This is a genomic window from Magnetococcales bacterium, assembly GCA_015228815.1.
In the GTDB taxonomy this organism is placed as follows: domain Bacteria; phylum Pseudomonadota; class Magnetococcia; order Magnetococcales; family UBA8363; genus UBA8363.
In genome coordinates this window covers 89,758-102,110 of the sequence record JADGCV010000010.1, presented here as the reverse complement: position 1 = coordinate 102,110, position 12,353 = coordinate 89,758, and the positions used below count along the sequence as shown (strand labels likewise).

The 12,353-nt window shown below is 56.8% G+C and carries 13 protein-coding genes; 2 read left to right on the top strand and 11 right to left on the bottom strand.

Features of this window, described 5'->3' with window-relative positions; all coding sequences use genetic code 11:
- Window positions 1-32: 32 nt before the first annotated feature.
- From HQL76_06340 to HQL76_06300, 9 genes are all read right to left on the bottom strand, one after another.
- The gene (locus HQL76_06340) at window positions 33-632 is read right to left on the bottom strand and encodes a DUF4352 domain-containing protein (protein ID MBF0108777.1); all 600 of its coding nucleotides are present in this window, start codon (window positions 630-632) and stop codon (window positions 33-35) included.
- Between the two features lie 344 nt (window positions 633-976).
- Window positions 977-1,198: a hypothetical protein gene (locus HQL76_06335; GenBank protein MBF0108776.1), complete on the bottom strand. Its 222-nt coding sequence runs from the start codon at window positions 1,196-1,198 to the stop codon at window positions 977-979.
- Window positions 1,179-2,567 carry a hypothetical protein gene (locus HQL76_06330; GenBank protein MBF0108775.1) on the bottom strand — a complete coding sequence of 463 codons (1,389 nt, stop codon included), beginning with the start codon at window positions 2,565-2,567 and terminating at the stop codon, window positions 1,179-1,181. The genes HQL76_06335 and HQL76_06330 overlap by 20 nt, the downstream gene beginning before the upstream one ends.
- Entirely contained in the window at window positions 2,564-3,181 is a 618-nt protein-coding gene (locus HQL76_06325) for a hypothetical protein (GenBank protein ID MBF0108774.1), read from the bottom strand. Before HQL76_06325 ends, HQL76_06330 begins: the two co-directional genes overlap by 4 nt.
- Window positions 3,182-3,184: 3 nt before the next feature.
- Window positions 3,185-3,832: a hypothetical protein gene (locus HQL76_06320; GenBank protein MBF0108773.1), complete on the bottom strand. Its 648-nt coding sequence runs from the start codon at window positions 3,830-3,832 to the stop codon at window positions 3,185-3,187.
- A 15-nt stretch (window positions 3,833-3,847) separates the two neighbouring features.
- Window positions 3,848-4,438: a hypothetical protein gene (locus HQL76_06315; GenBank protein ID MBF0108772.1), complete on the bottom strand. Its 591-nt coding sequence runs from the start codon at window positions 4,436-4,438 to the stop codon at window positions 3,848-3,850.
- Window positions 4,435-5,391, bottom strand: coding sequence for a hypothetical protein (locus HQL76_06310; GenBank protein MBF0108771.1), 957 nt, complete (start codon window positions 5,389-5,391; stop codon window positions 4,435-4,437). The genes HQL76_06315 and HQL76_06310 overlap by 4 nt, the downstream gene beginning before the upstream one ends.
- Complete coding sequence (locus HQL76_06305) at window positions 5,388-6,428, bottom strand: hypothetical protein (GenBank protein MBF0108770.1); 1,041 nt, start codon at window positions 6,426-6,428, stop codon at window positions 5,388-5,390. Before HQL76_06305 ends, HQL76_06310 begins: the two co-directional genes overlap by 4 nt.
- Window position 6,429: 1 nt before the next feature.
- A complete protein-coding gene (locus HQL76_06300; protein MBF0108769.1) occupies window positions 6,430-6,795 on the bottom strand; it encodes a hypothetical protein in 366 nt (121 codons plus the stop codon).
- Window positions 6,796-6,834: 39 nt separating this feature from the next.
- Here HQL76_06300 and HQL76_06295 point away from each other — a divergent pair, with 39 nt between their 5' ends.
- Both HQL76_06295 and HQL76_06290 read left to right on the top strand, forming a co-directional pair.
- Window positions 6,835-7,107 carry a BrnT family toxin gene (locus HQL76_06295; GenBank protein ID MBF0108768.1) on the top strand — a complete coding sequence of 91 codons (273 nt, stop codon included), beginning with the start codon at window positions 6,835-6,837 and terminating at the stop codon, window positions 7,105-7,107.
- Window positions 7,067-7,267, top strand: a complete 201-nt coding sequence (locus HQL76_06290; GenBank protein MBF0108767.1) for a hypothetical protein — start codon at window positions 7,067-7,069, stop codon at window positions 7,265-7,267. Before HQL76_06295 ends, HQL76_06290 begins: the two co-directional genes overlap by 41 nt.
- A gap of 11 nt (window positions 7,268-7,278) precedes the next feature.
- On the opposite strand, the gene HQL76_06285 is transcribed toward HQL76_06290, so the two are convergent.
- Window positions 7,279-11,826, bottom strand: coding sequence for a phage tail tape measure protein (locus tag HQL76_06285; protein MBF0108766.1), 4,548 nt, complete (start codon window positions 11,824-11,826; stop codon window positions 7,279-7,281).
- A 125-nt stretch (window positions 11,827-11,951) separates the two neighbouring features.
- Window positions 11,952-12,350, bottom strand: a complete 399-nt coding sequence (locus HQL76_06280) for a hypothetical protein (protein ID MBF0108765.1) — start codon at window positions 12,348-12,350, stop codon at window positions 11,952-11,954.
- Window positions 12,351-12,353: the final 3 nt, after the last annotated feature.

The following is a 12,353-nucleotide window of genomic DNA, read 5'->3' as shown; positions in this document are numbered from 1 at the left end:
AGGGAGCCTGAACGGCTACGATCTTATACGTGTTAACTATCAACATTGCATCTCATAAATTCATTGCCGCCAATAACGCTCCATCCACCTGTCCATTTACCTTGTTTAACGAGCAGAACATACGAATCCGTTCTAGGAACGTCGAATACGACTGTTCCTCTCAGTTTCCGTCCTGGGTTTACTGTCGCACCTATCATTATCTTTGCTGAGATATCATCCATATTCCCTTCGTTCTGTCCTGATGCATTATACATGGTTCCCTTTTTATCAAGCAGAGCGAACACTGGTGCATTCCTGGGGTTCCATGTCACCGGACTTTGAGCGCGGTTTTCAAGGTAAACGTCAAATACTATGAACTTGTCCTGAGGAATCCATGTAAATTGCTGCTCAAGCATTCTTTTCTGTGATTTTGGCAGATTATCAATGCCAAACTTGACCAGCTTGTCTTGCCACTTAATTTGTTCAACTCCAAGTGTTAAACCAAAATCACCGTCGTATTTTGATTGAAGACAGGGCTTGATGTTTGTAGTGACAGTGAGATGTTGTCCTGGTACTACAATATTTCCGCATCCTGTCATGGACATTGCCGCTAAAGTTACAAATACGATCAAATTGCCTAAGAATTTAATCATTAAACCTCCAAAATATAGTAAAGTTGGGAACTGGCGCGCCGGTTGTAGGGAAACAGTCAGAGAGGGCCGATACTCGCGAAAAAATTCCTTCGGTCACCCTCCATTCCATGAATCCACATTATGATTACCCACCCCCGCAAGAATCAAGCAAATTCGCCACACTGATGAAAATATTCCCGGCATGTTTGGCGCGAAAATTTCCCGACGGACTGGACCTGGTCGTTGTCGGCGACAACCTGAACGCCACATTGGGTTTGAGTCCGGCGATGTAAACCTGAACAAGACGCAGGGACTCCCGACGGATGCAAGGATGCGGATCAAGGGGAGCGGCAGGGATGGCGACATCACACAAGAAACACCGGCGCATCAACGACATCCTGCACTCTTACTGCTCGACCGTCCTTCACCACCACCCGGTTACCAACCCTGATCCCTTCAGCAGCGACTTCGACCACCCCCTTCCTTGTTGCCACCTGTGCCACGCCATGATCGATTGAAATCACCATCCCCGCCACCGGCGCGTTTCCGGAGAGAAGTTCTCGCAGGTCAAACAGAGGGCTGGACATAGCGCAACAACTCCAACGAAGTGATCAGTTTCGCCCCGGCGGCGAAATGGCTCACCGAGGTAATCTTGCCGCGCCAGGAGAGACCCATCAGGGCATCGTGAACTTCCACGAGCTGCCCCGGCATAAATCCTGGCCGATGCAGGCAGGTCAATGAGACCTCCTGGAGGGATTCACCCGCATCGATTTCCGCCCGACCACGGGAACGCTTGGCTTCATCAGTCGTCAGAAGCGGGTCGGAGATGTCCGTGCCACGAAACGCCCCATCACCCCGTTGGCAAAAAATCTCGCCTGCATCAAGTACTTCTCCAGTCGTACCTGAGAAATGGACCTGCACCGGATATTCGCTCAACCCGGCCACGGTCGATGGCGAGGACAGGCCCCAGGCACACGCTATGGAACGATACGTCACTCTGGCGATGGCCACACCCGCATTCGGGACAGAAACCGTGCGATTGTCGGACTCCAGGGTGAGATCACCCAGGTCATTGCCGATCCAGATCACCGAGTCAATGCCGATGGCGGGTTTGTCCAATGTGGCAGTCGCCACCCTGTTGAACACCAGATCCTGCGTCATGCTGATCACCTGCCATCCCCCCGGCAGGATCACCCCGGCGGAAACAAGCGGGTCTTCCAAGGCAACATCATCACCGGCATGCACCAGCAGGTGGGCCGTGTCTCCGGCAAAAAAGCTGGTGCGTCCGTGGTTCAAACCGTCAGGCCGCGAGTCAACCTCGACGGATAAGAACCCTGTTCCAGATGGCAAATAGCCCCGGACCAGCACTTTGTTGACCCGGGTGCGCAGGATGTGGGATTCGCGGCAAGAGAGGTTGTCGGACTCATCGGTCAAAACATGATCCACGTTGGCCGTCGCCCAGGCTGGCACTGCCACCGGAAAGCGATGCCGGACCCGGAGCGTCCCATCCGGCAGGGACTCCACCAAGCCACCTACGGCTGCGGTAATGGTGCGGACGACATCCAGTGGTAAGGCCTCGTGCACTGCCAGACGCCCTCCTGTGATCAGCCAGTTCACCAAGTCCCATTCAACGGCTTCGCCAATGGACTCTTCTGCCGCGTCCCTGGCCCACACGGGCGAGTCCCAAACTCTGTCCAATGGGGTAGCGCGAGGTGTGGTAAAACGCACCGTGGGGCTGATTACCGAGACTGTGAGCCGTGGCATGCCAACGCCATCCCGCTCCAGCGTTTTGTTGTCAACAATTAACTTAAAGATTTCACCACCCAGTTCCAGATCGATGGGATCATCGATGCGGATGCGCTGAAACGATGCCGGGTTTGTCACCTCAAAAGTACCACTCCAGGCAAAATCCATTTCCGCCTGGGACAGGGTGGCGGAAATGATGGAGCCGATCATATCAATTCTCCGAAATGAAAGGCACGAATGACGTTGCCTGCACGCCGGACCGACCGGTCATCGGACAGATTCCATATTTGCCTCGATGAGGCCAAGACGGGATTGCGCGCCAACAGGTCATACCGAAAGGTACCCTGCATCATGACCGACGTGGTGGAAGTCCATGGCTGCGCACATTGTGCCCGCATGACCGCCATAAGGGTCCATCCCTGTGAAAAAGCAATGTCCAGGGTAAATGTGATCGGTTGGTCGTGTTGTCCCTGGACCGGACCGTTGCCATACGGGAACGCCCCTTGGGCCTCGGACATCAAGCCACCGTACCGTTGCAGGTGGGCGATGCGCGGCAGAAAACAGTGGTCGTATCGCTGCTCGCTGGCGGCGGTGATGGCAAACATGCCATAGCTCTGCGCGTTTTGCGTCCCTGCCATCAGGTTGCCATACCGCTGTTCGCTGGCGGCGGTGATGGCAAACATGCCATAGCTCTGCGCGTTTTGCGTCCCCGTTGTCAGGTTGCCATACCGCTGCTCGCTCCATGCCTGCACGGCAACGGCCATGACGGGTGGTCTTTCCGTTGCGATGGCCACTTCGGCAATGGAGGAGGATGAAATGGCCATGATTCACATGAATCGCACGCAAAGATCCGTACCGGCTGTGGTGGTTCCAACCTGGGTGATGTTGATCGCAAGCCATACATTGGGATTGATGCTGAACACCGGAAGCGTCTGGGAGGTCATCTTGTACGCCCCGGCAGCAATGATCCCCGTGGCCAGGCTGTAGGTCCCTTTCTTGACGGTAAACTTGATGTCCTGCCCTGCCGCAGGAGTCCCGACCCAGGCATCCAGGTGTCGGAGAAACATCTCCTGCGGCGGATAAAACCTGAACGTCCCGTTGGCAACGGACAAGGGGCCGTATTTCGGAATGATGATTCCGGCGTTGGTTGCATTCTGGATCGACCTGGCATGATGCACCAGGGATACCGTGACCACCTCATCGGTCCCCCAAGGCAGCAAAACGCCATCCCCGCTCTGGTTGGTGCAGATCACCAAAGTTCGGTTCAACGTATTGGCACCCCAATCAAAAGTCCCTTCCCCGACCTCCCAATTCGCGCCATGTTCCGCACAATAAGGGACGCCATACACCCCACCGACCACGTCCTGAAACGTCCTGTAACCCATCAGGGTGGATGCATTCGAAAACACATAGCCCCCTGTCCCGCTGACGATGGCGGGTTGTTTCACCCGATCCAGATATTGATTGATGGCCATGATCACAACTCCAACTCATGCTGGCAAGGGTGGCGGATAAACCCGGATTCTTTGTTCCTTGAAATACGTTCTGTTGCTGGGGTGATAAGGCCAGGTTGCCGGTGGATCGGAGGGAGGCGGCGGTGGATTTTGCGGGGTGAGGTGGTACTCCGGGTGAAACATATGAACCCCTGCCCAGGGCAGGGTCATAGAATCCACTGACACAGTTTCCAGGGTTCCTTCCGGCCAGATCCGATCCACGGTCACCTGCGCCGAATACGGCGGCGGACTGTGTTGCCAAAAGTTCACCTTGAAATCGACAAGCCCGCGCTTGAATGGAACCCATTGGCCTGTTGTCTCATCAAAGGCATCTGCTTGCAGTAGCCACGTGAACCGGGGATGTGACTGATCAGGGATGTGTTCGGCGATCTTTTGGGCCAGCCACTGAAGCCAGGGATCGGGGAATCCCTTGTCCGCAACAAAATAACCGTATTCCATGTACGATCCGGGCCACGACCCCTGGGGCTGAGTGACTCTCGTACCGATCATGGCCCGTCCGTAACAAAATTTGTTGAACTGAACCAGCACGATTTCTTGGAAAGGGCCAAGATCCACGATGAGGGTCATGGGTTCAAAAACCTGAAATAAAATTTTTCTCCATCCTCGTTTTCTCCCTCGATAGAGGTCGTCTTTTTTACCCCATACAATGTTTCAGGATCGTCCGCGTTCAACGGTATCATTTCAGTGACCGTCTCCCGGGTGCCTTGATTTTCGATGAACATATTCTTGCTCCTGACCTCCTCGGGGAAGATGATCCGTACTTTGGGAAATCCCTTGGGCCAGAACGACCGTTCGAACTGTGCGCTGACCGCTGCCCGGTCGGAGATGGCCACCAGACGCACGGGTGGCACAGAAGCCTTGCCGATGTCGCCGCTGATCCAACATTTTTTCATCTCTTCAAACAATTCCCTGGAGGCAACCTGTTTTCCGGTATCGTACTCGATCTGAAACAGGGAATACCCCGGCGCATACTGCACGACGAGCGCACCGATGGCTTCCATTGCTGTGGCGTAACCGCATCTTCTCCGGTCATATTTTGGCTCGGCGACCCGATTGCCCTTCCGATCCCGGAACACGGTTCTTTCGATGATCGTCGCCTCCGGATTGTCATAAGGGTACCGCAGCGGCTTCCACACCTCGCCACTCCAGGTCAGCGTTTCCGTCACCGGATCATTGCGACGGCCCATGCTCCGCACACTTTCCCTGGAGTTGTCCACGTAGATTTTGACCGCCTTGTCCATGGCCTTGGGGCAGAATACCTTGACCCGCTTTTGCCCTGGGGTCAGCATTTTCAACGCTTCGAATCCGTTGGGGGGGCGGTTCCAGGTGTATTGCAGCCAAACGGACATGCTGACAACCGCATTGCACTTGTGTTCGATCGTGACCGGTTTGTTGCCCTCCTGATCGGTGCCATCCACGACCAGTTCAAAAACGGGATCCTGGGCAAAGGAGAGGGAATCCTGGTCGGACGACGGGGAATGAACGTCGAGGTGCAGGTTTGCCGAGACTTCACCCATCACTCGCTCTCTCCAGCAACGCCGATCACCACCCGGTCACCGGCCAATGAATCGGTGCCGGGCGGAATGATCCGTTTTTCCCAGATGGGGATGGCTGCGGGGTGGGTGGTGAATGACACCACCTCACCGTTCTGCCACGATCCACCCCAAAACGACGGGGGAAGGGTAAAATAGGGCCTGGAGTGGGCGGGATTGTTGGGCGCAAAGGGTTCCGCCATCTGGCCCTGTCCCAAAGGTCCAACCGTATCACCCACGCATTGGAAATCTTGACCGTAATATCCAATCGTGAGCGTCCAGGTCTGCTCGATGCCTGCGATGTGATCCGCGATCCTGGCCTCGGTCAGTGTAACCGGTGGACTGCCAGAACCATTCCAGCCACCAAAGGTTCCGGAGGTTGTCGAAAGGGCGTAATTGCTGGTCTTCGCCCAAACCTCCCCGTATTCAAACACCGAGGCCACCCTGGTGGTATCGGCAGCCAGATAGGCATTGGTCAGAGTCGTCCCAGCCGCCAGGGTCAGGGTGGCAAGGTTTCCGTTCCAGGTGACGGCGTCGATGGAAACGAACTCCTCCATTCCTTCAAGATCTTCGACCGAGGTCTTGTTGGAGATGCGGATCATCTGGCCAGGGCTGAAGATGGCATCCGCCGGGTCTTCCACATTCACGGTGATGACAGAGGCCCCGGCTGAGACCTCGGCGTTCAACGACCCGCTGCCATATTGAATTTGCGCAATGCCGGACACCTCCGATTGTACATCCCGTTGCGTGCCCGCAAAGAACACCACCCTGTCCCCGGCGGGGGTCGGTGTCTGGATGAACACCCGGGTCTCCTTGAGCATGAGGTTGTCGGGACTCGCGACCTTGATGAATATTTTGCGGAATTTGGTGGAGCCATTTTGCCGCTCGCTGGCGGGCACGTCGGGCCAGACGTTGTTTTTGACGCCGTTGGCGGCCTCCAGATCGGACATCCGTCCACCGTTGCCCGCTGCATCGCTGACGGTCTGGGACTTCATGAATTTTATCTGTTGGTTCTCGATGGGCATGTCACACCTGCATCAGTTTGATGAGACCATTGAAAAATGGGGCGTATGGATAAATCGGTTGGAAGGAACTTGCCGGTGGATCCTGGTGCCGAAACATCACCTGGAACAAATCGTCATCCAGGATCAGATCAAAAATGCCGCCCGGCTGCACAGCCATGGCATGGATCGCCTCCACCTGGACACGAGTGAGCCAGGTCACATCGCCGCTGGCCTCCAAATCAATCGGACGACCACCGACCAGGGAGACGTTCCACACCACCTGGCTGCCACCCAGGGTCCGTCCCGTCTCCTGGGCCACAGGTGCCCAATCGTATTGATTTTTCCATTGGATGGAGTCGGGAAGAAAAAGATCTCCGAGGCGTTTCATGGTTGATTCCTTATTGAACACGTCACTACAATGGACGATATGAAGATCACTTATGACCCTGTAAAGCGCGACAAGACCCTTCTTGTGAGAAATCTTGATTTTGCTCGTGCAGGTGAAGTGTTTGCTCGACACCATTTTACATGGGCTGACCAACGTAGAGATTACGGTGAACAGCGGTTTGTTACCTTTGGTAAACTTGATAACCGTATGATCGTAATGGTCTGGACTCGGAGAGAAGATACGCTCCGCATCATTTCCTTGAGGAAAGCCAATGAACGAGAACAAATCAAATATGGAAGCAGAGTGGGTTGATCCTGACGATGCTCCAGAACTGACCGATACATTCTTTGAGGAGGCTGATGAATATATCGGCAACAGGCTGATTCGACGGGGGCGTCAAACCAACAGGGAACAGAGCATTCCTGCCACAGAGGCTTTCATCACCGAAGGTATTGCAATTTCTCCGGTGTAAAGAACCGGGTTTTACGCCATCCCCCGCTGCGACTCCTGCAATGCCTGAACCCACTCACGAACTTGTGCCCGGCTGCCGGTGAGGGATGGGGGAACCCGGTGGCTGTTCGTGATCAATTCAAGTCGCACCACCCCTTCAACCGGAGGTGTGACCGCCCCGCCACCCGCGAATGACATCCGTGGCAGGGTCGGAATCACCAGATTGCGCACCACGCCACCCATTTCAAACCGTGGCATCTTGGATCGCAGTTGCCGCACCAAACCTCCGTGCGCGAACTGTGGCAGCCGCATTTGGTTCAGGGCGTGAATTTTTTCCAGCCCGTATTTGCGCACGGCCTGCTTGTTCAACACGAATTCGCCTGGCTGCAACCAGGCGGGGACGTTGTCTTCGTCGCCCCAACCCGGCAGGAAGCCGCCACGGGCAAACCCCGTCGCAACCCCCTGGTTCGGGGCAACATTCTTGCGTTCGATATAGTTGATGGTGACTGTTTTCTCGGACGGAATGTCCGTGATCCGGGCAATCAAATGATCGATCTTGCCCATGGCAGCACTGGTTTCCGCTTCGAACGTCACCTTGGCTCCCTGGTTGTCAATCTCCTTGATCTTGGCCACCAGGCCATCGATGGCGTTGTGTGCGGCAACCGCATCGAAGGTCGCCTTGACCTCCGGCTGCCAACCGGCAAATTCTGTCTTGAATGATGCAAAAATGTTGGCGGCGTGATCGATCTTCGCTTTGGCCCGGTCGGTGGCCCCTTGGCGCACATCCTCGATGACGGTTTCCAACGCCGTTGCACTGCTTTGAAGTTCGGCCTTGATTTGCACCACCGGATTGATCTTCTCCAGGATCGCATCGATTTCCGGGCCGATTTGCGCTATTTTTTTCGTGTCGGCTCCAAGGATGAGGGTATGGTCCTTGGCAAGAGCGGCATCGACCTCTTGCAAAACATTCCGCAATCGGGTCAACGTGTCGGTTGATGCCGCCGCCGATGTTTGCAGGGCATCGGCAGCTTCCACGTTTGCCTTTTCTTCCGCGAGAAATGCCTGGTTTTCGATTTGTGCCGCGGCCTGAACCTGTTGAATGGCACGGGCTGTTGCCGTCTTGGCGTCCATCACCACCTGGTCACCCCGGCGCACCGCATCGGAGGTCGATTCGGCCAGGGCGATCATCTTCTCGGCATGTTTGCGCGCGGTTGCAAAATTCCCCGCCTGCAACGCAGCCTCGGCCTGGGATTGCTCCACGGCAAGACGTTTTTGCCGGGAGACATCGACCTGCACGGGGTCCATCCCCTTTTCCTGGACGTTGGCCACGCGATCCGCCACCGATGCGTTGAACTCCTTGCGCTGCTCGGCGAGACTCCTGGCTTCATCCCGCAACCGTCTTTCCTCCTGGATCATCCGGTCGATGTTTTGGCGATAGGCGACCGCCGTTTTTTCCAGGATGCCACGCTGGGATTGCAAACGTTCCTCATCCACCCTGGCGGCATCCAGTCCCAGCCGCCTGGCATGGTCGATCTTGGTTTGAAACTCTTTTTTCGATAATTCCAGGGACTGCCGCATGGACCGGTCGGCCTGGGTCAGTTTGGCGTGGGTTTCCTCGATGGCCAGGGCGGTGGTGGCATGCAGCATGGCCCGTTGGGAGACCTGATGCGCCTGTGCTTCCTCGCCCGCCATGGCTTGCAACCGGTCACGGCGATGGTCGAATTGCTCGTCCAGGACCTGGGTGACCGTTTCGAAGGCGACTGCGGCGGCGGATGCCATGGCTTTGTACGAGTTGGTTTCGTTGTCCACCGCATCCTTCAGTTTTGCCCGGCGCTGCCCCAGGGCTTCATTGTATTTGCCCAGTTGGAGCTCGGCGGCACCCATGGCCTCCACGAATCCTTTCCTGGCGGCGGCGGTTGGTCCGGAAAGGGCGATGGAGAATTGTTTGAAGGTGTCGGCAAGTGTGCCCACCTTTCCGGCGGCGGCGGTCGCTGCACCCGTCATGTCCCGGAAAAGGGCCAGGACCTGTCCTTTGGTCGCGGCATCGGCATGGATGCCATCCATGGCCCGACCCAGATCCTCCATGGACATCCCCGCCTTTTTCGCCTCGGTCAACAAAGAGTTCAACCCGGTCCCTGATTCATCGAATTGGCGGCGCAGTTCCGCACCCTTGGTGATATTCTGCTCGTAGGTGCCGGTCAGTTTGTTCAACCACAGCCAAAATTTTTGCGATTCGGTTTGTGCCTTGCCAACACCGATGCCATACCAATGGCGCAAGCCTTCGGTATAGGAGGCCAGTTCCTTTTTTCCGACACTCAAGGCCCGCGATTGCGTCTCCAGTTGCAACGCCAGGGTTTGGCGATCCTCTCGTTTGAGCATGTCGAGATATTCTTTGAGTTTTTCGGTGTTGACGCTGGCAGCCGTTCCTGTCCTGGCCAGAATTCGTCCCTGCTCGTCCAGAGAAAGATTGGCTTTTGGCAGAATGGCCGCCAGTTTTTCTTCCGCAGCGAGGTGTTCCCGGGTCCCTTCCTTGGTGGTCTCCAGAGTTTTTTTCAACGTCTCCAGAACTTTGATTTTTTCCGCCGTCGCCTCCCGACTTTTGCCCAGGGCAGCGGCGTTTTCCAGCAACGGCAGGACGCTGGAGGCGGTGGCTTTGGCCAACGCATAGGCCGCGACACCCGCAGCGGTCAACACGGCTCCTACTGGCGAAAGCACCAACGCACGAGCCGCCACGGCAAGCGAACCCAGTTCGACAGTCAACGCCATGACCCCGGCCCGCATGACGCTCCACGCCAACCGCAATGCACCCCATCCCGCCAGGGCTGCCACGGTTGCAACGACGGATGCGGATAAAAGGGGAAAACGGTCGGCCAGAACCGCAACGCCATGGGCCATCGCGGCCATCCCTTGAGAGGCCGCGACAATGGCAGGCAAAAACGCAGACCCCAGATTCACCCCCGCTTCGGAGAAGGCATTGCCTGCCAATTGTATCTGGGAGGCGGTGGTCTTGACCCGTTCGTTGAACTCCTTCTGCATCGACCCCGCATAGTGGGTCTCTTTGGCCACCAGATCGAGGGTCTTTTTGTAGGTGTCCAGACCCGTCAGCAGGAGGGCAAGGTCGTCGGCATATTCCCGGCCAAAAAGCCTCACCAAAGTTTCCGATTGGGTCTGTGCGTCCAGGCTTTTCAATGTTTCCAGAAAATGCATCAAGGTTTGCTGTGGCGCTTTGGCAAGGTCGGCGGCCAACTGCTCGGCGGAAAAACCGATACGCTGCAACGCCTGCTTGAACTCCCCCTCACGGGTGGGGGCGGTCTGGAGGGTCTGCATCAAGGCGTTGATGCCCGTGGCGGCAATCTCCGGGGGACGCCCCAGGGCCAAAAATGCCGTTCCAAGGGCAGCGGCCTCCGTATTGGCGAGTCCAAACACCTTGGCCATGCTACCCGTGCGGTTCAGGACGTTGAGGATGTCCCGTTCCACCGCGTTGGTGTTGTTTCCCAGATGATTGAGGGCGTCGCCCAAACGTTGGGTCTCCGGCACGGTCAACTTGAAAATGTTCATCAGCCGACCGACCGCTTCCCCGGCTTCGTTGGGGGAAATGTTGAACGCCGTGGACATCTTGGCCACGATTTCCGTAAATCCACGAATCTCCCTGGTGGCAATCCCCATCTGCCCGCCCGCCTCGGCGATTTTCGCCAGACCGTCCAGGGAGGTCGGAATTTCCCGCGACAGGTGTTTAAGATCGGCGGTCAACTCCTTGAATTCGCCGGGGGTCTGGAAATCCACCACCTTGCGAACATTGGCCATGGCGGATTCGAAGGCGATGGCCTCCCTGGCCGCCAAGCCAATCCCCGCACCGACAATGGCCAGTTGCACCAGTTGTTCCCGGACCAGGGCAAGGCGTGCCGCCCAACCGTCCGTGCCGTTGCGCAAGGCGATGATGCCTTCCGTCATTTTTACATGGGCGCGTGCCAACTCGATGCCGGTCAGATTCCCGGAGGCACGCAACCGTTCGTAGGCCGCCTGGAGACGCAGAATATCCCGGTCGGTGTTGACCCTGGAGCCAAGGTCGAGGATGTTTCTGGCATCCTGGATGCGCGACATCGAGCGGGACTGTGCCTGAAACCTGGCCTCATTGGCGACCAACTCGGCACGAAGTCTGGCCTGAGCCGCAGCCAAACCGGTCGTAGACACCCCGGCAGCGGCCATCGCGGTGCGCAGGGAATGGAGGGTGACATTCTGCTGGACAAAAGTGGCTTGGGCTTCGGCTGCGACTTTTTTCGCTGTTTCAAACTCCCGGTTCATCGCCTTTGTGGGTGGGCCAACCTGGTTCAATGCCGCCCCAAGCCGGGTGGCCTCCGTGTGAGTCTTCACCCATTCGGCCCTGGCCTCGGCAACCCCTTTTTTGAGTTCCCGGAAGGCGGTCATGTTGGCCAATGCATCTTCGATACGCCTGCGTTCATCCTTGGCTGCCTGGGTCATGCCACGCAAACCCGCCGCCACTTCCTTCCTGGCACGCCCCATCCCCTGGGCAATGTTGGCGGTGTCCATGAAAAGGGCGAATTCAAGAGAAGCCGTAGGCATTTATTTTCTCTTCAAAGAGGCTGACAGCTCATCCATCGCGGCCATGAACACCGACCATGGATAGTGAAACACCCCGGCATGACCTGCCCGCGCCAGGGTGCAGGCCGACCGGACCAGATGGTTGCTCATGGAGGCGAAATCGTTTCCACCGGACCCGGCTCGGAGATCATCCATTGTTGCTCCCTGGTCAGCGTCGCATAGGCTTTGTGCGCCTCCATCTGCCACATCAGCATCCGACGCTGGCGCACGGTAAAAAAATCGGGGTTCAACTCCTGACAGGCGGTGATCAATTCCCGGAGTTCCGAGGGGACCATCGTCTCCAGGTCCGCCAATGACAGATTGGACATCAGCACAAGGTCGGTCAGCGAGGCGTCGTTGAACAGGCCATGGGTCACGAAATCGATGGGGTCGTTCTTGAGTCGTTCCAGATCCAGGAGCCAGTTGCGTATTTCGGCAACCGTCGGTTCCCGGAGGGTCACTTCCCGTGGCGGGTGGCCCAGGGTGATGGTTTTGCTGCGGCGCATGAT

Coding starts and splice junctions, on each gene's coding strand:
- HQL76_06335 (MBF0108776.1), bottom strand. CDS start 1,198: ATGTCCAGCCCTCTGTTTGACCTGCGAGAACTTCTCTCCGGAAACGCG.
- HQL76_06290 (MBF0108767.1), top strand. CDS start 7,067: ATGAACGAGAACAAATCAAATATGGAAGCAGAGTGGGTTGATCCTGAC.
- HQL76_06320 (MBF0108773.1), bottom strand. CDS start 3,832: ATGGCCATCAATCAATATCTGGATCGGGTGAAACAACCCGCCATCGTC.
- HQL76_06325 (MBF0108774.1), bottom strand. CDS start 3,181: ATGGCCATTTCATCCTCCTCCATTGCCGAAGTGGCCATCGCAACGGAA.
- HQL76_06285 (MBF0108766.1), bottom strand. CDS start 11,826: ATGCCTACGGCTTCTCTTGAATTCGCCCTTTTCATGGACACCGCCAAC.
- HQL76_06280 (MBF0108765.1), bottom strand. CDS start 12,350: ATGCGCCGCAGCAAAACCATCACCCTGGGCCACCCGCCACGGGAAGTG.
- HQL76_06330 (MBF0108775.1), bottom strand. CDS start 2,567: ATGATCGGCTCCATCATTTCCGCCACCCTGTCCCAGGCGGAAATGGAT.
- HQL76_06305 (MBF0108770.1), bottom strand. CDS start 6,428: ATGCCCATCGAGAACCAACAGATAAAATTCATGAAGTCCCAGACCGTC.
- HQL76_06300 (MBF0108769.1), bottom strand. CDS start 6,795: ATGAAACGCCTCGGAGATCTTTTTCTTCCCGACTCCATCCAATGGAAA.
- HQL76_06315 (MBF0108772.1), bottom strand. CDS start 4,438: ATGACCCTCATCGTGGATCTTGGCCCTTTCCAAGAAATCGTGCTGGTT.
- HQL76_06295 (MBF0108768.1), top strand. CDS start 6,835: ATGAAGATCACTTATGACCCTGTAAAGCGCGACAAGACCCTTCTTGTG.
- HQL76_06340 (MBF0108777.1), bottom strand. CDS start 632: ATGATTAAATTCTTAGGCAATTTGATCGTATTTGTAACTTTAGCGGCA.